Origin of the sequence: Caldimonas taiwanensis NBRC 104434, from assembly GCF_001592165.1 — a bacterium.
Classification (GTDB): Bacteria; Pseudomonadota; Gammaproteobacteria; order Burkholderiales; family Burkholderiaceae_C; genus Caldimonas; species Caldimonas manganoxidans.
Genome location: NZ_BCWK01000006.1, coordinates 140,758 through 161,335 on the forward strand (window position 1 = coordinate 140,758; position 20,578 = coordinate 161,335).

The 20,578-nt window shown below is 65.9% G+C and carries 16 protein-coding genes; 13 read left to right on the forward strand and 3 right to left on the reverse strand.

Annotated elements, in window-relative coordinates; genetic code table 11:
• The first annotated feature begins 68 nt into the window (after window positions 1-68).
• The 7 genes from CTA01S_RS07400 (at window position 69) to CTA01S_RS07430 (ending at window position 7,601) form a co-directional block, all read left to right on the forward strand.
• Complete coding sequence (locus CTA01S_RS07400; protein WP_157451324.1) at window positions 69-1,856, forward strand: AMP-binding protein; 1,788 nt, start codon at window positions 69-71, stop codon at window positions 1,854-1,856.
• A 92-nt stretch (window positions 1,857-1,948) separates the two neighbouring features.
• Window positions 1,949-2,455: a PraA/PraB family alkane oxidation protein activator gene (locus CTA01S_RS07405; protein WP_019560005.1), complete on the forward strand. Its 507-nt coding sequence runs from the start codon at window positions 1,949-1,951 to the stop codon at window positions 2,453-2,455.
• Window positions 2,456-2,973: 518 nt separating this feature from the next.
• Window positions 2,974-3,972 carry a sugar ABC transporter substrate-binding protein gene (locus CTA01S_RS07410; RefSeq protein ID WP_062193924.1) on the forward strand — a complete coding sequence of 333 codons (999 nt, stop codon included), beginning with the start codon at window positions 2,974-2,976 and terminating at the stop codon, window positions 3,970-3,972.
• A gap of 119 nt (window positions 3,973-4,091) precedes the next feature.
• Window positions 4,092-5,051 (forward strand): ABC transporter permease, encoded by a 960-nt coding sequence (locus CTA01S_RS07415; protein WP_062193929.1) that lies wholly within the window; start codon window positions 4,092-4,094, stop codon window positions 5,049-5,051.
• 2 nt (window positions 5,052-5,053) lie between these two features.
• The gene (locus CTA01S_RS07420) at window positions 5,054-5,851 is read left to right on the forward strand and encodes an ATP-binding cassette domain-containing protein (RefSeq protein ID WP_019560008.1); all 798 of its coding nucleotides are present in this window, start codon (window positions 5,054-5,056) and stop codon (window positions 5,849-5,851) included.
• Between the two features lie 8 nt (window positions 5,852-5,859).
• Window positions 5,860-6,312 (forward strand): RbsD/FucU family protein, encoded by a 453-nt coding sequence (locus CTA01S_RS07425; RefSeq protein WP_019560009.1) that lies wholly within the window; start codon window positions 5,860-5,862, stop codon window positions 6,310-6,312.
• A 101-nt stretch (window positions 6,313-6,413) separates the two neighbouring features.
• Window positions 6,414-7,601 carry an ROK family transcriptional regulator gene (locus CTA01S_RS07430; RefSeq protein WP_019560010.1) on the forward strand — a complete coding sequence of 396 codons (1,188 nt, stop codon included), beginning with the start codon at window positions 6,414-6,416 and terminating at the stop codon, window positions 7,599-7,601.
• A gap of 142 nt (window positions 7,602-7,743) precedes the next feature.
• Here the strand turns inward: CTA01S_RS07430 and CTA01S_RS07435 are convergent, their stop codons facing one another.
• Window positions 7,744-9,408, reverse strand: coding sequence for a carboxylesterase/lipase family protein (locus CTA01S_RS07435; protein WP_062193932.1), 1,665 nt, complete (start codon window positions 9,406-9,408; stop codon window positions 7,744-7,746).
• A gap of 138 nt (window positions 9,409-9,546) precedes the next feature.
• Here CTA01S_RS07435 and CTA01S_RS07440 point away from each other — a divergent pair, with 138 nt between their 5' ends.
• Entirely contained in the window at window positions 9,547-10,593 is a 1,047-nt protein-coding gene (locus tag CTA01S_RS07440; protein ID WP_062193936.1) for an adenosine deaminase, read from the forward strand.
• A gap of 60 nt (window positions 10,594-10,653) precedes the next feature.
• Here the strand turns inward: CTA01S_RS07440 and CTA01S_RS07445 are convergent, their stop codons facing one another.
• Complete coding sequence (locus tag CTA01S_RS07445; protein WP_062193939.1) at window positions 10,654-11,511, reverse strand: DODA-type extradiol aromatic ring-opening family dioxygenase; 858 nt, start codon at window positions 11,509-11,511, stop codon at window positions 10,654-10,656.
• 167 nt (window positions 11,512-11,678) lie between these two features.
• Between CTA01S_RS07445 and CTA01S_RS07450 the strand changes: the two genes are divergently transcribed.
• The 5 genes from CTA01S_RS07450 to CTA01S_RS07470 all read left to right on the forward strand — a co-directional run bounded on the left by CTA01S_RS07450 (window position 11,679) and on the right by CTA01S_RS07470 (window position 17,738).
• On the forward strand, window positions 11,679-14,207 hold the full coding sequence (locus tag CTA01S_RS07450; RefSeq protein WP_157451325.1) for an ABC transporter permease: 2,529 nt from the start codon (window positions 11,679-11,681) through the stop codon (window positions 14,205-14,207).
• Window positions 14,208-14,338: 131 nt separating this feature from the next.
• On the forward strand, window positions 14,339-15,070 hold the full coding sequence (locus CTA01S_RS07455) for a GGDEF domain-containing protein (protein WP_062193943.1): 732 nt from the start codon (window positions 14,339-14,341) through the stop codon (window positions 15,068-15,070).
• 4 nt (window positions 15,071-15,074) lie between these two features.
• Window positions 15,075-15,899: a MinD/ParA family protein gene (locus tag CTA01S_RS07460; protein ID WP_157451322.1), complete on the forward strand. Its 825-nt coding sequence runs from the start codon at window positions 15,075-15,077 to the stop codon at window positions 15,897-15,899.
• Between the two features lie 71 nt (window positions 15,900-15,970).
• Entirely contained in the window at window positions 15,971-17,317 is a 1,347-nt protein-coding gene (locus CTA01S_RS07465) for a M48 family metalloprotease (RefSeq protein WP_062193947.1), read from the forward strand.
• 7 nt (window positions 17,318-17,324) lie between these two features.
• Window positions 17,325-17,738, forward strand: a complete 414-nt coding sequence (locus CTA01S_RS07470) for a group II truncated hemoglobin (protein WP_062193950.1) — start codon at window positions 17,325-17,327, stop codon at window positions 17,736-17,738.
• A gap of 11 nt (window positions 17,739-17,749) precedes the next feature.
• Here the strand turns inward: CTA01S_RS07470 and ppc are convergent, their stop codons facing one another.
• Window positions 17,750-20,557 carry a phosphoenolpyruvate carboxylase gene (gene ppc, locus CTA01S_RS07475; RefSeq protein WP_062193955.1) on the reverse strand — a complete coding sequence of 936 codons (2,808 nt, stop codon included), beginning with the start codon at window positions 20,555-20,557 and terminating at the stop codon, window positions 17,750-17,752.
• Window positions 20,558-20,578: the final 21 nt, after the last annotated feature.

Here is a 20,578-nt window from a genome sequence, read left to right on the forward strand (position 1 = left end):
TCGAGACGACAGGAGAAGCATCCGTGATGTCAACGAACGAGTCCAGGATTCGTCTGGCGCGAGTCGCCATGCCCGATGCCGGGGCGGCCGCGGATACGGCCACCCCGGTCCGACCGGTGGGCCCAGAGGGCGCTGCGACTGGCGTGTCCGGTGCGCAAACGGTCGATCCGGATCGCCCATGGTTGCGCTCGTATGCGCCGGGCGTTCCCGCGGACATCGACCTGACGCGGTATCGGTCCATTGCCGAGGTGTTCGAGGAGAACGTCAGGCAGTTTGCCGATCGCACGGCTTTCGTCAGCCTGGGCTCGCCGATGAGCTATCGCCGATGCGGCGACTTGGCGCATGCGTTTGCTGCTTGGCTGCAGTCGGTGGGCGTGCAGCCCGGGGATCGGGTGGCCATCATGATGCCCAACTGCCTGCAGTATCCCGTGTGTCTGTTTGGCACCTTGCTCGCCGGGGCGGTCGTGGTCAACGTCAATCCGCTGTATACGGCGCGTGAGCTGGCGCATCAACTCAATGACAGCGGCGCCGAAACGCTGGTGGTGATGGATTTGTTCACCGGCACGGTGCAAGAAGCGTTGCCGCAAGTGCGACTCAAACGAGTGGTCGTCACCCGCATCGGCGACCTGTTTGCCGACGGGCTGAATCTGAAGGGCCGTCTGGTGAATCGGCTGGTGCGTCTGACCGCGCCCAAGGAGCGACGCGTCGTCTCGCTGCGTGAGGCCATCGATCTGCGTGATGCGCTGAGGTCGGGTTTGCGCCGCAGTGCAGCATTGCCCGTGCGGATGCAAGCAGAGGACCTGGCCTTCTTGCAGTACACCGGGGGCACGACCGGCGTGGCCAAAGGGGCCATGCTCAGCCATCGCAACATCATTGCCAATTTGCTGCAGTCGCTGGCCTGGCGAGGGCATTACGTGGACACCAGCCAGGTTGAAACCAACGTGAGCTTGCTGCCGATGTATCACATCTTCTCGCTCACGGTGAACTGCCTGCTGTTCATGTGCTTGGGCGGACGCAATGTGCTCATCGCCAACCCACGTGACGTCAAACGGGTGATGATGGTGCTGCGCAAAGAGCGCTTCAATGGCATGGCCGGCGTGAGCACGCTGTTCAATGCCTTGCTGGAAAACGAGGATTTCCGGCGCCATGATTTTTCCGATTTCAAGCTCACCATCGCCGGGGGCATGGCCACGCCTCAAGCCATCGCGCAACGGTGGCAGCAAGTCACCGGCGTGCCGGTGATCGAGGGCTACGGCCTGACGGAGTGCTCACCGATCGTCACGATCAATCCCCTCGATCTATCGCAGCCACGCAACATGCGCTACACCGGCACGGTCGGGTTGCCGGTGCCTTCGACCGAGGTGCGTCTGCGTCGCGAGGATGGTCGCTGGGCGGCAGTCGGCGAGCCGGGCGAGGTGTGTGTGCGTGGACCGCAAGTCATGCAAGGCTATTGGCAGCGCCCGCATGACACGGCCCAAGTGCTGGATGCGGAAGGATGGCTGGCCACCGGCGACATCGGCGTGATGGACGAGCAAGGCTATTTGCGCCTGATCGATCGGCGCAAAGACATGATCCTGGTGTCCGGCTTCAATGTCTATCCCAATGAGATCGAGGATGTCGTCATGCGTCATCCCGGAGTCAGGGAATGCGCGGCCGTCGGGGTTCCCGATGCGGTGGCCGGCGAGCGGGTCAAGCTGATCGTCGTGCCCAGCGATGCGCGGCTGACCGAGTCCGAGCTGTTGGCACATTGCCGGCGGCACCTCGTGGCCTACAAAGTGCCGCGCATCGTCGAGTTTCGGCGGGAAGAATTGCCCAAATCCACCGTGGGCAAGATCCTGCGGCGTGAGTTGCGCTGAGCCTTTGCGGCGGTTCGCTGCCGCGAACACTCCAAAGCGCTCGGCGTTGCGGCCATTCGGTCGATTCCAATACCCACCATGAGGAGACAGCCATGGGGATGTATCGTCATCTCATCCATCGTGCCGCCGCCGTGGCGGCGTCTGTTGTCGCGCTGATGTCAGTTGCTGGGGCGGCGCATGCCGTGAAGATCACGCCGGCCGGGGAGGTGGTCGCCTCAGGCAAGTTGCGATACAAGAAGAGTTTCGTGACCCTCGAATGTGACACGAAGTTCGTCTCCCATATCACGGAGGACGGCCGGTTGACGGTGCTCAATGCCGAGTTCGGTCGCAATGGTTTGTGTCGCCACATTTCGGCCTTGGCCTTGCCGTGGCGAGGACAGGCGCAGGGCAACAATTTTTTGGTGATCCACAATGCCTATGTCAATGTCGATGTGCCGCTGCTTGGCGGCGTGTGCGGCCCCAGTCGGCTCGAGCTGGCCTGGGACAACGCGCAGTCCACATTGACCTTCAAGGATGCGGTGTTGATGTCTCCCGAAGGGCGTGACTGCATCACCAATGGGGTGGTCACGGTGGTGCCGGCCTTGGACGTGCAGCCGTGAGCGTGCACCGATGGAGCGTGGCGGCCGGCAGCAGGCGGCCGCTCGCGGCTCCGTAGCCAAGGCTGCTTGTGGCCGTTGTCCGCCGCCAAGGCCAGGCCGCCGGTGCCCTCGGCTTTGAGGCCGGGGGGCTGCGCACCGGGCGATCATCGTGGCTGCTTCGACTCGGCGGTCGGCCACTCCTCCACGCCAAAAGCCATAGCTCGTCTTGCCAGCTTCATCCAGGCCGACCCCGGTCAGCGAGGTGGGGTTGTAGACCGCCACGCCATGCAAGGCCGCCGTCGGCCGACGGCCTCTTCGATCCTGTCCATCCGGGCCACGCCAGCGGTGGCCACCGTGATCATGGGTTCGGGCCTCGATGCAGGGAAAACCATAACTAAATCCAGTTGATTTATTTAGATGTGGGCAACTATAGTTGCTGCCATCCGCGGCTGGATGCGGGGTTCGTCCCGATCCCACGTGCTGATGCACCAGGCCGAGCAAGGGCTGCGGAGCAGACCTGACCTCTGAGGAGACCGTCCATGAACAAAGCCATCTTCCTGTCGTCCGTGCTGGCCTTGGCGATGGGGTCTGTGTTCGCGCAGACGCAGCCAGTCATTGGCCTGATCACCAAGACCGAATCCAACCCGTTCTTCGTGAAAATGAAAGAGGGCGCCGAGGCCGAAGCCAAGAAGCTGGGCGCCAAGCTGATCGTGGCTGCGGGCAAAACCGACGGGGACAATGCTGGTCAGGTCACGGCGATGGAAAACATCGTGGCCGCCGGCGCCAAGACCATTCTGATCACGCCCAGCGACGCCAAGGCCATCATTCCGGCCATCAAAAAGGCCCAACGGCAAGGCGTGATGGTGATCGCGCTGGACAGCCCGACCGACCCGCCTTCGGCCGTGGATGCTTTGTTTGCCACCGACAACTACAAGGCCGGTGTGCTGATCGGGCAGTATGCCAAGGTCGCCCTGGGCCAAAAGAAACCGGTGATCGCCACCTTGGACCTGTTCCCCGGACACCCGGTGGGCGCACAGCGCCACAACGGCTTCCTCAAGGGCATGGGGCTGAACGCCCCGGATGCCAAGAGCAATGAACTCGGTGGCAAGGCCGCAGGCGTGGCCTGCATGGCCGACACCTACGGCGACATGGCCAAGGGCCAGACTGCCATGGAAAACTGCTTGCAGAAAAACCCCGACATCAACCTCGTCTACACCATCAACGAACCGGCCGCAGCCGGTGCGTACAAGGCGCTCAAAGCCGCTGGCAAGGAAAAGGATGTGATCATCGTGTCCGTCGATGGGGGGTGTGAAGGGGTGAAAAACGTGGGCGCAGGCATCATCGCGGCCACCAGCCAGCAGTACCCCTTGCGCATGGCCGCCATGGGGGTGGCCGCCGGCGTGGAGTACGCCAAGACGGGCAAGAAAGTCAGCGGCTATACCGACACTGGTGTGACGCTGATCGCAGCCAAGCCCATGCCCGGTGTGGACAGCAAGGACGTCCAAACGGGGCTGGACCTGTGCTGGGGCAATAAGTAAACGATGCTCTGTGTCGCGCCGCCTGCCGGGCTCGTCGTCGGGGGCCCCCGCACGAGTGGGCGGGCCGCGTGGGGTGTGCCTAGCAAACTTTCGCCACCGCCCCAACGGGGCCGATCGCCATGACTGCCATCCACACCAAACTGCCGCCCTTGGGCGCACTGGGACCGTTCATCGCGCTGGTGTGCGCCTGCGCCTTCTTTGCGACGCAAAGCGAGCGGTTTTTGACCTTACAAAACTTCTCGCTGATCCTGCAACAAGTGATGGTGGTTGGCACGATCGCGATTGGCCAGACCTTGATCATCTTGACCGCAGGCATCGATCTGTCGTGCGGCATGGTGATGGCCTTGGGGGCCATCGTGATGACCAAGACGGCGGCTGACCATGGTTTGTCTGCGCCGGTGGCCTTTGCGCTGGGCATGGCCGTGACCACGCTCTTTGGCCTGATCAACGGTTTGTTGGTCACCAAGGCCAAGTTGCCGCCGTTCATCGTCACCTTGGGCACACTCAACATCGCGTTTGCCATCACCCAGCTGTACTCGGGCTCGCAAACCATCACCGAGGTGCCCGCGGGCTTGACCTGGCTGGGCGAGAGTTTTCGCATCGGCTCAGCCCACATCCTCTATGGCGTGGTGCTCATGCTGGCGCTGTATCTGATCACCTGGCTGTATTTGCGCGAGACCGCGCCCGGCCGGCACATTTATGCGGTGGGCAACAACCCCGAAGCCACGCGCTTGACGGGCATTTCCACCGACAAGGTGCTGCTGGGGGTGTACCTGATGGCTGGCGTGTTCTACGGCATCGCCTCGCTGCTGTCAGTCGCACGCATCGGCGCGGGCGACCCCAATGCCGGTCAGACCGAGAATCTGGACGCCATCACGGCCGTGGTGCTGGGCGGCACCAGTCTGTTTGGCGGACGCGGCGTGGTGCTGGGCACCTTGGTCGGGGCGTTGATCGTGGGCGTGTTTCGCAACGGCCTGACGCTCATGGGCGTGTCCTCGGTCTATCAGATCTTGGTCACCGGCATCTTGGTGATCCTTGCGGTCCTGACCGACCAAATGTCACGCAAAGGAGTGCGTTGATCATGAGCACCGATCGCAAGCCCTCTGTCGTGATGCAGGCCAAAGGGCTGGTCAAGCGGTACGGCCAGGTCACGGCCCTGGATGGGGCGGACTTCGAGCTGCGCGCGGGCGAAATCTTGGCCGTCATCGGCGACAACGGCGCGGGCAAGTCTTCGCTCATCAAATGTCTGTCGGGGGCGATCCAACCCGATGAAGGGCAGATCCATCTCGACGGCCGCCCAGTGCAGTTTCGCAGTCCGATCGACGCGCGTCGGGCCGGCATCGAGACGGTCTATCAGGACTTGGCCGTGGCCCCGGCCATGACGATTGCCGAGAATCTGTTCCTCGGCCGCGAGATCCGCCGGCCGGGGTGGTGGGGCCGCTGGTTTCAGGCCATCGACAAGAAAAAGATGCTCGAAGAAAGCATTGCGCGCCTGAGCGAGCTCAAAGTCGGCATCCGGTCGATGACACAAGCGCTGGAAACGCTCTCGGGCGGGCAGCGCCAGTGCGTGGCGGTGGCTCGTGCGGCGGCCTTTGCGCAGCATGTGGTCATCATGGACGAGCCCACTGCCGCGCTGGGGGTCAAAGAGGGCAACATGGTGCTAGAGCTGATCCGTCGCGTGCGCGATCGGGGTTTGTCGGTGGTCTTGATCAGCCACAACATGCCCCATGTGTTCGAGATCGCCGACCGCATCCACATCGCCCGATTGGGCAAGCGCGCCGCGGTGGTCGATCCCAAGAAGATCAGCATGAGCGACACCGTGGCCGTGATGACCGGTGCGATGTCCCCTGAAGACATTCCGGCCGAGTGCCTGGCTTGAGGCCCCCTATGCTCAAAGGCATCGATCCTTTGCTCAGCCCCGAGCTGCTCAAGCTGCTGGCCGAAATGGGCCATGATGATGCGGTGGTCTTGGCCGATGCCCACTTCACCGCCATGAGCTTGGGCGCGGGCAAGCCGGTGGTGCGTCTGCCCGGCGTGGGCATGCTGCGCACGCTCGAGGCAGTGCTCAGTGTGCTGCCCTTGGCCGAGGACGTGCCGCATCCGGTGGCCTATATGCAGGTGGCCGGCACCGAGCCGGGTTACCGCTCGGCCCTGCAGCGCGAATCCCTGTCCGTGTTGGCGCGCCACGGCCTGCGTGAGGAACAGGCCGAGGCGGTGGAGCGTTATGCCTTCTATGAGAGGGTCCAACGGGCCTATGCCATCGTCGTCACCGGCGAACTGGAGCCCTGGGGCAACTTTCTGTTGCGCAAGGGCGTGCTGGGCAGGCCTTTGCGCCCCTGAGGCCCGACGCCTGCGTGCCGGGATTCCACGTGCCACACTTTCTCACCGTGAGCCCTACCCCCGAGCTTCCACCTGCCCTCGCCGATGCCGCGGGACACCCCTTGCGCCCGCGCGGATCGAACCAGGTCGGTTTGCGCCAGTTCAATGAGCGCGTGGTGCTGCAAGCCTTGCGCACGCATGGCCAGCTGGCCAAAGCGGATCTGGCCCGACTCACCGGCCTGACGGCACAGACCATCGGCATGATCATCGCCCGCCTCGACGAAGACGGCTTGATCACCCGCGGTGCACCAGTGCGCGGCCGGGTGGGGCAGCCTTCGGTGCCCATTGGCTTGAACCCCGACGGTGCCTTTGCCATCGGTATCAAGATCGCGCGTCGCAGCGCCGACTGGCTCTTGGTGGACTTCACCGGGCGGGTGCGGGAACGCATCAGCGTGGCCTATGCCTTTCCCGAGGCCCAGACCCTGTTGCCGACCATCCGATCCAACCTCGACGAGTTGTTGCATCGGCTGGGGCCGTTGGCTGCACGGGTGGTCGGGGTGGGCGTGGCCGCGCCCTTCCAACTGGGCGGGTGGCACCGCATGCTCGGCCTGACCGAAGCGCAATCCGACGCCTGGAACCATCTCGATCTGGCTGCCGAAGTGCAGCGCATGACCACGTTGCCGGTGAGCTTTGCCAAAGACACGGTGGCGGCGTGCGTGGCCGAGCTGCTGCAGGGCAAAGGGCGAGACGTCCACAGCTTTCTGTACCTGTTTCTCGACACCTTTATCGGTGGGGGGCTGGTGTTGCATTCGCGCTTGCATCGCGGCGAGCATGGCAATGCCGGCGCGGTGGCCTCGTTGCCGCTGGCTGCCGCCGATGGCCGGGCGTCCGAGCGGCCGCCGCAGTTGCTGAGTCGGGCCTCGCTGTGGGATCTGGAGCAGCGCTTGCGCGAACATGGGCTCGATCCCATGGCCGCTTATGACGATCGTGCGCTGCAAGAACCTTGGCGCCAACACGCTCGGCAATGGCTCGATCATGCTGCGCTGGCGCTGGCTCACTGCGTGGTGTCGGGCGTGGCGTTTTTGGATCTGCCCGCCGTGGTGATCGATGGGGCGGTCGCGCCGGCCTTGCTGTCCGAGTTGATCGCCTGCACCGAGCAGGCGCTGGCCGCGTACAGCTGGGAGGGGTTGCAAGCACCGCCTCGCTTGCTGAGCGGCAGCATCGGCTCGGACGCGCGCGCGTTGGGAGGCGCCTTGTTGCCTTTGCATGCCAATTTCGCGCCCGATTGGGATGTGTTTCTGAAAGCCTGAGTCGCGGCGTGCGCCTGCCTTCCAAATGCCCCTTGCATGGCCCGCTCCTTGCGTGGCCCGCACTGGCGCGTTGCTCGGCTCGCGCCTGGGAGCCCCGCCGCGGGCGGGCGTTGTGTTCCTCCCTGAAGGTCGTGCGTGAATGTCAGTCGTCGTTCAGGCTGGACCAGACCGTGTCGCACTGGTGCTCGGCCGCAAACTGGGCGTGCGGTGCGATGCCTTCGCCGGAGGCCAGGTCCAAGCCCATGTAGATGGGCGCTTCGCTACGGAACGCCGGCCATGCGGGCAGGCCAGGGACATCGGGGCGGCCGTCGCGGGCGAAGCGGGTGACGTAGCGCACGATGGCCTGTTTCAGGCTCGTTTGGGCGGCATCGAGCGGGCGCGGCATGTCGAACAGGTATTGCAGCTCTGCGGAATGGGCGGCTCCTTGTGGGAAGCTCACCGCAGGCAAGACTTCGGGGGCGCTGCGGTCCCGGAACTCATAGGCGTAGACTGCATGGCCTCTCGAGGCCAGACGCCGAGACACGTTCAGCCCGTTGCAGGCAAAGACCAGGTCGGTGCCCACGGCGGCAAAGGCAAAGCTGGCATTGTCTTCATAGCGTGATGGGTGATAGGGGGCCGCGGCCAACGCATCGGCCAACGGTGCGGGCAGCCCCAAGCCTTGAATGGCAGCCGACAGCGTCGAGTGGGTCAGTGGTGCAGCCCCGCCCAGCTCGTTCAAGGCTGCGAACAGGCGGTATTCGTCGCGCGTGCTGCCTTGCATCACCGGCACGGCGTGGTGGGTGCCTGCCCAAATCTTTTGGCGCACCGAGGCGTCGAGCACCCGGCCGTCCACACTGGGCACCGGGCCGCGCGGGTAGACGGTCATTTGAGCACCGAGCAAGGCCTGCACCGGCAGGCTGCGCAGGCATTCGACCGTGCTGGTGTCGCAGGCCGGGCCGCCTGCGCCCGTGACCAGGCCCATCGCGGTCTGGGCCAAGGAGCGGCCCTTGTCTTCCGACAGGCTCAGCGTGTCTTGGAGATCCAGGCCATAGGCGCCGCTCATCACGATGGCTTTGTGAAACAGCCCGGCCGATCCCGGCGCGGCCAAGTGCGACAGCACGCTGAAGCCGCCCGCCGACTCGCCGAAGATCGTGACGTTGCGGGGGTCGCCCCCGAAGGCGGCGATGTTGTCGCGCACCCAGCGCAAGGCGGCTTGCTGGTCCATCAGTCCGTAGTTGCCGGAATGCCCGCCTTGCTCCGCGCTGAGGGCCGGGTGAGCCATGAAACCCAAGGCGCCCAAGCGATAGTTCAATGTGACCACGACCACCTGCTGCGCCACGAGGCTCGACACATCGGGATAGCCGGCGCTGGTGCCGAGGTAGAACGCCCCGCCGTGGATCCATACCATCACGGGATGCGGTCCGGGGGCGGTCGGCCGAAAGACATTGAGCGTGAGGCAGTCTTCGTTCACGGTCGGCTCGCTCGTCCCGAAGGCGCTGGCAGGCTGCGCGCAGGCCGGACCGAAATTCGTGGCTGGCCGCTCACCGGTCCAGGGCGTGGGAGGCTGCGGGGGGCGCCAGCGCAGCGCCCCGACAGGGGCGGCGGCATAGGGAATGCCTTTGAACTGCACCATGGAGCGGTTGCCGTCGAGCTGACCGCGCACGGCCCCGGCGGTCGTCAGGGCCTGCGTCGGATCGGGCGGCGCCGTTGGGCGGTCGCCGCCCCCGCAGGCCGCCAGCGTGAGCATCAGCACCACAGTGCAGCAGCGCCGCATGTGGCGGCGCACGAGAGAAAGTTGACGATACATGGCGGTGTCTTGGGTCATCATCGTGCCGTCGTGGGCGGGGCTTGCGGCATGATTCCATCGCCGGGTGCGACCGCGGTGTCACCTGGGCGGCGGGGCGAACCCGCACCCCGGCCGTCACCCGTGCGACAGTTGAGTCCTGTGCCCTGTGAGAACCCAACCATGACCACCCCACCGACTCTGCCCGCCGATGCGATGGCTCAGCTGCTGCGCGACATGCCCAAGGCTGAGCTGCACATTCACATCGAAGGCTCTTTGGAGCCCGAGCTCATCTTCGAGCTGGCCCAGCGCAATGGCGTTGCGCTGGCGTACCCCGATGTCCAGAGCCTGCGACAGGCCTATGCCTTCACCGATCTGCAGAGCTTTCTCGACATCTACTACGCTGGGGCCAGTGTGTTACTGAAGGAGGAGGATTTCTTTGACATGGCCATGGCCTATTTCCGCCGGGCCGTGGCCGACGGCATCGTCCATGCCGAGGTGTTCTTCGATCCGCAAACCCACACCGCGCGTGGCGTGTCTTTCGAGACGGTGATGCGTGGGTTGACACGGGCGCGTGAGACCGCTGCGCGGGAGCTGGGCTTGAGCAGCGCCTACATCATGTGCTTTTTGCGGCATCTCAGCGAAGACGAGGCGTTCGAGACACTCGAGCAGGCTTTGCCTTGGCGCGACCATTTCATCGGGGTGGGCCTGGACAGCAGCGAGCGCGGCCATCCGCCGGAAAAGTTCGCACGGGTGTTTGCACGCTGCCGTGAGCTGGGTTTGCATCTGGTGGCCCATGCGGGCGAGGAAGGCCCCGCGGCCTATGTGCGCAGTGCGCTCGACGTGTTGAAGGTCGAGCGCATCGACCATGGGGTGCGGGCCCTGGAGGATGCCGATTTGGTGCGGCGCCTGGCGCGCGAGCGTGTGCCGCTGACGGTGTGTCCGCTGTCCAATGTCAAGCTGTGTGTCGTCGAGCGGCTGGCCGACCACCCGCTGGGCCAGTTGCTGGCCTCGGGCCTGATGGCCACCGTGAATTCCGACGATCCGGCGTATTTCGGGGGCTATTTGCACCAGAACTTCGTCGAGACCTTCGCGGCCTTGCCTTCGCTGCAGCTGCGCGATGCGTATACCCTGGCGCGCAACAGCCTGGAGGCCAGCTTTGCCGATGCGTCGGCCAAAGCGCGCTGGATCGAACGGCTCGATGCATGCTTTGCCAGCCACAGCGGTTGATCGGCGGTTGAGCGGCAGGGGGGTGGCGGCGCAGCGGCGTGTAGTCCGAGGGCGCGGCGTTCAATGGGCTGCCTGGCAGCCCAAGGCCTGTGCCAGTCGATGGGCCTCGGGGCCGAAGGCGTAAGCATCCATGGCCAGGCACCCGTAGGTCACGCCGGCGTGGATGCGTACCGGCGCGGCTTGGCGTCCGCCGGCGCCGGCGGGCACGTAAAACGGCAGCCAGTGCTCGTCGGTCGGGTGCATCAGGGCGGCATGCGGCGCCTGCTGCCGGTATTCGAGCAGTGCGCTCCAGTCGCGGGCCTGCGTGCGTTGCCACACCCAATCCCGAAAGGCGGCGCACTCGGCGGTCTCGGTCCGATCTTCGATGCGGCCGCCGCCAAGGGCCAGTGACAGATTGTGGGTGAGGCTGCCGGTGCCAAGGATCCATACGCCTTGCCGGGTCAGGGGAGCCAGCGCCTGCCCGATGGCCCAGTGCATGGCGGGCGCAGCCTCCGAGGGCACCAGCGACAGCGGCACGATGGGCACGTCGGCCTTCGGCCAGGCATGGATCAGGGGCGTCCAGATGCCGTGATCGAGCCCGCCCTCGGCCAGCACGCGGTGCGCGATGCCTGCCTGACGGAGGCAGTCCGAGGCGGCTTGGGCCACGGCAGGGTCGCCCGGTGCGTCGTAGCGCAGTTCGTACAGCGCCTGGGGAAAGCCCCAAAAATCGTGAATGGTGCTGTGCCGCGCTGCGGCCAGCAGCACGGGCTCGCGGGTGGTGGTGTGCGCCGAGACGGCAAGGATGGCGCGTGGCCGCCCGAAGGCCTGCTCCAGCACGGGCCCCAGGCGGCGGAAGAAGGCGCCGGTGTCACCGGGGTGCACAGCGATCAGCGGCGAGCCGTGAGACAGAAAGATCGGCGGCAGGGTCGAGGTCGTCATCTGCGCAGTGAAGCATGTGGCCGGCGGCTTGGGATTGAGTCGGCTTGATGATCGCATTCAGAACCGTTCACAACCGTGGCCGCGTCTGGCCTTGCCAAAAGACCCCAGGGTGGTGCCCGGCCCCGGGCTCGGCTATCGTTGCCGACGATCGAACTCCGATGTCTACCATGTTGCCATCCGTGGTGTCTCTTGCCCTGCGTCAGACCTGGCGCGACTTTCGCGCGGGGGAGTTGCGGTTGTTGGTGGTGGCCGTGATGCTGGCCGTGGCAGCGCTCACCGCGGTGAGCTTTTTTGCCGACCGGCTCAGAAGCGGCCTGCAGCGCGATGCGGCTCAGCTTCTGGGGGGCGATGCCATCGTGGCCAGCGACCACCCCACGCCGCAGGCATTCGTCGAACGCGCGCACGCGCAGGGCTTGCGTGTGGCCCGCACGGTGACCTTTCCCAGCATGGCGCGCGCGCCGCAAGCGCGCGGTGGGGCGACCCGGCTGGTGGCGGTCAAGGCCGTGAGCGAGGGCTACCCGCTGCGTGGCCGCGTGCGCACTGCCCCTGCGCCCGGCCAAGCCGATGCAGCCGCCCAGGGAGGGCCTGCGCAGGGCAGTGTGTGGGTCGATGCGGCCTTGCTCGAAGCCTTGCAGCTGAGCGTGGGCGACATGTTGCTGCTGGGGGAAGCTGCGTTGCGCATCGACCGCGTGATCACGCTCGAACCCGATCGAGGGGCAGGCTTCATGGCCTTCGCACCGCGGGTGATGCTGCATGAGGCCGACCTGGCGGCCACCGCGCTGATTCAGCCGGCCAGCCGAGTCACGTATCGGTTGGCCGTGGCTGCGCCGCCGGGGCGGGAGTCCGAGGTTGCACGCTACCTCGCTTGGGCGCATTCCTATCTCGAAACGCAGGGACTGCGTGGCGTGCGTCTGGAGTCCCTGGACAACGGCCGCCCCGAGATGCGCCAGACCTTGGATCGTGCCGAACGCTTCCTGAACTTGGTCGCGCTGCTGGCCGCCTTGCTGGCAGCGGTGGCCGTGGGCATTGCCGCGCGGGACTTCGCTTCTGGCCACCTGGACGACTGCGCGATGCTGCGGGTGCTGGGGCTGCCGCAGCGCGCCATCGCTTGGAGCTATGCCCTGGAGTTCGGCGTCGTGGGGGCCGTGGCAAGCGTGCTGGGCGTGATGGTGGGCTATGCCGTGCACCATGTCTTCGTGGTCCTGTTGAGTGACCTGATCGAGGCCACCTTGCCGGCGGCCAGCCTGTGGCCTGTCATCTTTGGCCTGGGGGTGGGCTTGACCTTGTTGTGCGCATTCGGCCTGCCGCCGGTGTTGCAGCTGGCTCAGGTGCCGGCGTTGCGCGTCATCCGCCGCGAGATGGGGGAACTGCGACCGGCTTCTCTGAGCGTGCTGGTCGCCGGGGCTTTGGGCTTTGCCGCTTTGTTGGTGGCCGCCTCCAGCGATGTGCGCTTGGGTCTGATTGCCGTTGGGGGCTTTGCCGCGGCGATGGCATCGTTCGCCTTGGCGGGCTGGTTGGCCGTGCAACTGTTGCGCCGCATCGTGGTGTCCATGCAGGTGCCGCGCTGGCTGCGCCTGGCCACGCGCCAAGTGGCTGCCCGTCCCGGCTTTGCCGTGCTGCAGGTCTGTGCCCTGGCCGTGGGATTGCTGGCGCTGGTGCTGTTGGTGTTGCTGCGCACCGACCTGATTGCCAGTTGGCGCCAGGCCACGCCGCCGGATGCGCCCAATCGGTTCGTGATCAACATCCAGCCGGAGCAGGCCGAGTCCTTCCGGGAACGGCTCACGCAGGCCGGCGTGCAGGGCTTCGACTGGTATCCGATGATTCGCGGTCGGCTCATCAGCATCAACGGAAGGCCGGTGAGCCCCGAGGACTACGCGGAGGAGCGTGCACGCCGTTTGGTCGATCGTGAGTTCAACCTCAGCCATGCCGCGGACATGCCCCGGCACAATGTGTTGGCCGCCGGCCAATGGGTGCCCGAGGCCGCCGACGAGATCAGCGTCGAGGAAGGGCTGGCGCGGACCCTCGGTCTGCGTCTGGGCGACGTGCTGGTCTTCGATGTGGCCGGCATGCCGGTGCAGGCCCGCATCACCAGCCTGCGCCGCGTCGATTGGGCGTCGATGCGTGTGAACTTCTTTGCGATGTTTCCGCGCAGCCGCATGGACGAATTGCCGACCACCTACATCGCGGCATTCCGGGCGCCACCGCAGCCCGGCTTCGACCATGCGTTGATCCAGGAGTTTCCCAACATCACCAATGTGGATGTTTCGGCGTCGATCGCGCAGGTGCAGCGGGTCCTCGACCAGGTCATTCGTGCCGTGGAATTTTTGTTCGGCTTCACGCTGGCGGCCGGGGTGGTGGTGCTGTTTGCCGCCGTGGTGGCCACCCGCCAGGCCCGTGAGCGGGAGTTCGCGGTGATGCGGGCGATGGGGGCGGGGCGTCGCTTGCTGTCACAGGTGCAGCGTGCCGAGCTGATCGGGGTGGGGGCGTTGGCAGGTGCCTTGGCCGCGGGGGCCGCCATCGCCGTGGGCTGGGCCTTGGCCCGCTATGCCTTCGAATTCCATTGGGCGCCTTCACCCTGGGTGCCGCTGGCGGGCATGGGGGCCGGTGCCGGGTTGGCCTTGGCCGCTGGATGGTGGGGCCTGCGCGAGGTGTTGCGCCGACCGGTCGTCGAAACGCTGCGTCGGGCGGCGCAGTAGCACTCCAATAGCGCTCAAGTCGGGCGTCGAGGTGCCGATATGCAGGGCTATGGCCGTCCATTTCTCGGGGGTGCCCTCCTAGGCCTCGCTGCTAGACTGGACCTTACCTTCGCGTTCCCACTTCACAGACTGTGCCTGCCGCCATCTCGACCGATGCGCTACGCCTGACCGAGCTCAAGCTCGACCAGGCGCTGAGTCTGCTTCAACAGGCGGGCTACCCCTTGCCCTCCCTGACCGACGCGCCCGCGGTCGTCGCGTTGCAGGCCATCATCGATGGCTTGTGCGATTTGTCGCTGCGCGACGCCCTCACCGGTCTGGCCAATCGCCGCCATTTTCGAGCGGTGCTCGAACGAGAGATCGATCGCGTGGCGCGCACGGGCGAATCGGCGCTGCTGCTGGTGGTCGACATCGACCATTTCAAACACGTCAACGACACCCATGGTCATGCGGCCGGAGACTTGGTCATCCAAGCGGTCGGCCAGCGCTTGGCCGAGTGCGTGCGTCCGATGGACACGGTGGCGCGATTTGGCGGCGAAGAGTTTGCGATGGTATTGCCCAACTGCCACCCGGCCTATGGTGAGGTTGTGGCCGAGCGCATCCGCCGTTCGATCGAAAGCTGCGCCATTCGTTTGCCTTCGGGCCAGGAGATCCATGTGACGGTCAGCATCGGTGGTGCGTTCGCCCCCCAGTGGGTGCGCTCCTCGGCAGCCTTGTGGACGGAGCGCGCCGATTTGCAGCTCTATTGCGCAAAGACGGAGGGACGCAACCGGGTGTGCCTCGAGAAATCGGTGGTCAGCAGTGTCAGCCGTGAAGAAAAGTCCATGCTGTTCGGTGTGACGTCCTGGGATGACAGCCTTGAGTGAAGCCATGAACAACCCAGTGACCCCTGCGTCGCTTCCCTTGCCCGGCGCCCGGCGCGCATGGGTGCTGGCCGTCACCAGCGGCAAAGGCGGTGTCGGCAAGACCTTCGTGTCGGCCAACGTGGCGGCAGCCTTGGCCCGCCGCGGCCATCGTGTGCTCGTGCTCGATGCCGATCTCGGGCTGGCCAACCTGGACGTGGTGTTGAACCTGTATCCCAAAATCACGCTGCACGACGTTTTCACCGGCAAGGCCACGCTGGACGAGGCCGTGCTCAAGGCCCCCGGCGGGTTCTCCGTGCTGCTGGCGGGCTCTGGGCTGGTGGAGTATTCGCGCCTGACGCCGGAGGTGCGCGAGCAATTGCAGCGCGTGGTGGACACGATCATCCCGCGTTACGACTTCGTGTTGTTGGATACGGGAGCGGGCATCTCCGATGTGGTGCTCTACGCGGTCTCGCTGGCCGATGACGTGCTGGTCGTGGCCACGCCCGAGCCGACCTCGCTCACCGATGCCTACGCCACCATCAAAGTGTTGGCCTCCCAGCAGCGCCGCCGAGTGCTGCACATGGCGGTCAACCAGGTGGGCAAGCCCGGTGATGGCAAGGCCGTCACGCATCAACTGCAGCAGGTGGTCGACCGCTTCGTCACCACGCCGCAGGGCGATCCGGTGAAACTCGTGCTGGTGGGCGACATTCCCACCGATGCATCGGTGCGCGAAGCCTTGCAGCGCCGGCAACTGCTGTTCGAAAGCCTGCCGGGCAGCGCGGCGGCCCAGGCCATCGCCAACCTGGCCGCGCGCATCGAGGCGGCGGCACCGGCTTCGGTGTCTTCTTGATCAGCGTGGCGCCCCCTGCGCCAGGGGGAGTTTCTACAATGGTCGATCCTTCGACACACGAAAGGACGCCCATGCCACCTCATGCCCTTGCCGAGCGTTTGGCGCGCGGCCGCCTCAGCCGACGCGATGCCCTGTGGCTTGCCAGCGCCAGTGCGGGCGTCATGGCGGCGTCCTGGCTGCAAGGCTGTGCCACCTCGCCGGTGACGGGCAAGCCCATCGTCGTGGGCATGAGCGAGGCGCAGGAGCGCGAAGTCGATGCCCAGGTCTCGCCGCACCAGTTCTCTCAGGACCTTGGGCCGGTGCAGGATGCGGCCGTCAATGACTACGTGACCTCGGTGGGGCGCCGTCTGCAGACGCACACCCATCGGCCGCAAATGCCTTATTCCTACCGGGTGCTCAACGCCAACCATGTCAATGCCTATACCTTCCCGGCCGGGGCCATGGGGGTGACGCGTGGCATTCTGGTCGAGCTCGACGACGAAGCCCAGCTGGCGGCGTTGCTGGGTCACGAGATGGGACACGTCAACGCCCGTCATGCCGCGCAGCGCCAGGGTCAGGCGCTGATCGCGCAGTCCGTGGTGGTGGGGCTGAATGTGGCGGCGTCCAACTCGCAGTGGGCTGGCCTGGTGAGTTTGGGCAGCCAGATCGGCGCCAGCGCCTTGCTGGCCAGCTATTCACGTGACAACGAACGCGAGGCGGACGCTCTGGGGCAAGAGTACATGGTGCGGGCCGGTTACCCGGCCAGCGGCATGACGGCGCTGCACCAGGTGCTGGTGGATCAGGAAAAGTCGCGTCCCAGTCTGCTGCAAACCATGTTTGCGTCCCACCCCATGAGCACCGAACGGCGCGACGCGGCTCGGCGCGCAGCGCAGGAGCGCTACGCAGCCAGTGCCTCGTTGCCCGTACAGCGTGAGCGTTACATGGACCAGACCGCTGGGCTGCGGCGCTTGAAGCCCACCATCGTGGCCTGCCAGCAAGGCGAGACGGCGATGGCGCGCAAGTCGTATGACGAGGCGGCCACGGCCTTCAGACGGGCTTTGACGCTCACACCGGAGGACTACCCCGCTCACCTGCGCATGGCCCAGTGCTTACAAGCCCAAGGCCGGGCTCGTGAAGCGCTGCGCTACGCCGAGACGGCCAAGACCCTGTACCCACAAGAGGCCCAAGCCCGCAAGCTCCTCGGTGTGCTGGCCCTGGCGCAAGGCGACCCGGGCAAGGCCCATGCCGAGTTGCTGGCTTTCGATCGCATGTTGCCCGGCGATCCAGGGGTGACGTTCTTGCGCGGCGTGGCGCTGGAGGGCCTGGGCGAGCGCCAGGCGGCCGCGCGTCAATACCATGCCTTCGTGCGCATGGGGGTGCAGGGGCAGGCGGCCCAGTATGCGGCCAGTCGCCTCAAGGTGTGGGGATACGTGAAGTGAAGATCCGATGAATTCGAATCCTGCCGATGCCACCACGCAAGCCGACACTGCCTACGAGCGTTTGGGCGGTGAAGCGGCCGTGCGTGCCTTGGTGGACCGCTTCTACGACTTGATGGACCTGGAGCCGGCCTATGCCGAGCTGCGCGCCTTGCACCCCACCACGCTTGCGGGCTCGCGCGACAAGCTGTTTTGGTTCCTGTGCGGCTGGCTGGGGGGGCCACAGTACTATGTGGAGCGCTTTGGGCACCCCCGCTTGCGGGCTCGCCATTTGCCCTATCCCATCGGCATCAAGGAGCGCGACCAGTGGCTGGCGTGCATGGACCAAGCCATGCAAGACCTGCAGCTCGATGCTGCCCTGGTAGAGCGACTGCGGGCTGCCTTCTTCAACACGGCCGACTGGATGCGCAACAAGGGCGGCTGAGGCTGGCGCTCTCAACCCGTGTTGCGCAGACCGGCGGCGATGCCATTGATGGAGATGTGGATGCCACGCTGCACGCGCTCGTGCACTTCGCCAGCGTCCTTTTGCTGACGGTAGCGGCGCATCAGCTCCACCTGCAAGTGGTTGATGGGGTCCAGGTAAGGGAAGCGGTGCTCGATCGAGCGCGCCAGCGCCGGGTTGGACGCCAAGCGTTGCGTCTGGCCGGTGATCAGCGCCAGCGCCTCGTGCGTGCGCTGCCATTCGGCCTCGATGGCCTTGAAGATGCGCCGGCCCAGGCGTTTGTCTTCCACCAGTTCCACATAACGCGCGGCCACCGCCATGTCGGTTTTGGCCAGCACCATGTCCATGTTCGACAGCAGGGTGCGGAAGAAGGGCCATTGACGGTGCATGCGCATCAGCAGCGCAATCCGCTCCTTGCGCTGGGAGCCTTGGCCCAAGAAGGCCTCGATGGCCGAGCCAAAGCCGTACCAGCCCGGCAGCGCCACACGGCATTGCCCCCATGAAAAACTCCAGGGGATGGCACGCAGATCCTCGATCGCGCGCGTGGCCTTGCGCGAGGCCGGGCGCGAGCCGATGTTGAGCTCGGCGATCTCGCGGATGGGCGTGGCGGCGAAGAAGTAGTCGGTGAAACCCGGCGTCTCGTAGACCAGTTTGCGATAGGCCTTCATGCTGGCCTCCGACAAGGCCTGCGCGGCCTCCAGGAAGGACTTCGGCGGGCTCTTGGACGGGTGCAACAGCGTGGCCTCCAGCGTGGCGGCCACCAGCGTTTCGAGATTGCGCAGGCCGATCTCGGGGTTGGCGTACTTCGAGGCGATCACTTCGCCTTGCTCGGTCAAGCGGATCTGGCCGTTGACCGTGCCAGGCGGCTGGGCCAGGATGGCTTGGTAGCTCGGGCCGCCGCCGCGGCCCACCGTGCCGCCGCGGCCATGGAACAGCCGCAGCGTGATGCCGTGCTCGGCCTGCAGGCGCTTGAAGTGCTCCACCAGCTCGATTTCGGCTCGATACAGCTCCCAGTTGCTGGTGAAGTAGCCGCCGTCCTTGTTGCTGTCGCTGTAGCCGAGCATGATGTCTTGCTCGCCGCCGCTGCGCTGGACCAGGTCGATCACCCCGGGCAGGGCGTAGAAGGTGCGCATGATGGGGCCGGCTTGGCGCAGGTCGCCGATGGTTTCGAACAGCGGCACCACGATCAAATCGGCCACCGCATCCTCACCCAGGGTGCCGCGCATCAGCCCGGCTTCTTTCTGCAGCAGCAGCACCTCCAGCAAGTCGCTCACCGTCTCGGTGTGGCTGATGATGTAGTGGCGGATCGCTTCGGGGCCGAAGCGCTCGCGCATCAGCCGCGCCGTCTCGAAGATGGCCAGCTCGGACTCGGTCAGCTCGCTGTAGCTGGCACCGCGCACGCGCAGCGGCCGCGGGTCACGCAACTGCTGCACGAGCAGTTCGATCTTGTGGATCTCGTGCAGCTGCGCGTAACCCGATTCCACCCGGGCGCGCGCCAACAGCTCGGCCACCACGGCTTCATGCTTGTCCGAGCTTTGACGCAGGTCCACCGTGGCCAGATGAAAGCCAAAGACCTGCACGGCGCGGATCAGCGGGCGCAAGCGCACCTCGGCCAGCGCGGCGCCGTGGTGGTGCGCCAGCGAGTCCTCGATGGTGCGCAGATCGGCCAGAAACTCCGCGGCATTGGCGTAGGGGGTGGACGGCGCGACCGCGTGGCGTAGCGCCTCGGTGCCGGTCAGGTGCGACAGCGTGGCCGCCAGCCGTGCATACATGCCGATCAAGGCGCGCCGGTAGGGTTCGTCGCGACGATGTTCATTGGTGTCCGGTGAGCGCTCGGCCAGTGCGGCCAGCGCCGGGGTCACGTCCACCAGCATCGCCGAGACCGACAGTTCGGCCCCCAACGCATGCACCTCGGTCAGATAGTGGCGCAGCGCCGTTTCGGCCTGTTGCCGCAATGCGTATTCCAGCGTCGCTGCGGTGACATTGGGATTGCCATCGCGGTCGCCGCCGATCCAGTGCCCCATGCGGAAGAAGGGCGCGATGTCGAAGCCGGGCAGGGCGCGCTCCAGGCTGCGATACAGGCGCGGGATCTGCCGCAGGAACGTGGTGTGGTAGTAGCTCAGCGCATTCTCGATCTCGTTGGCCACCGTCAGCTTCGTGTAGCGCAGCATGCGCGTTTGCCACAGTTGCGTCACACGTGCGCGGATCTGGGCCTCGTTGTCGTCCAGCTCGCGCTGGGTGTGCAGCTCGTCACGCTGATGGATGAGCTCGGCGATGGCGCGCTCGGCATCCAGGATGGACTTGCGCTGCACCTCGGTCGGGTGGGCCGTCAGCACGGGCGAGATGTAGGCCCGTTGCAGCATGCGGGCGATGTCCTCGGCACGCACCCCCCCCTCGGCCAGGCGCTCGAAACTGTAGGCGAGCGAACCTTCCTGCACATGCCCTTGGCGTTCGTGATGTTCACGCCGGCGCACATGATGGCGGTCTTCGGCGATGTTGGCCAGGTGCGAAAAGTAGCTGAACGCCCGAATCACCGAGACCGTTTGGTCACTGCTGAGGTTTTTCAGCAGGCGATCCAGCGCGCGGCCGGCCTGCGCATCGCGCTTGAGCCGGTAGGCCACCGAAAGCTGACGGATGCGCTCGATCAGCTCGAAAGCCTCGCGCCCCTCTTGCTCCCGAATCACGTCGCCCAGGATGCGGCCGAGCAGTCGGATGTCCTCGACCAGCGGGCGGTTCTTCTCGGCGGCATCGGCCTCGATGCGCTTTGCGCGGGGCCGGACAGGGGGGCGGGCGGCGGGCATGGGTACCTCGGGGTGGCTGAC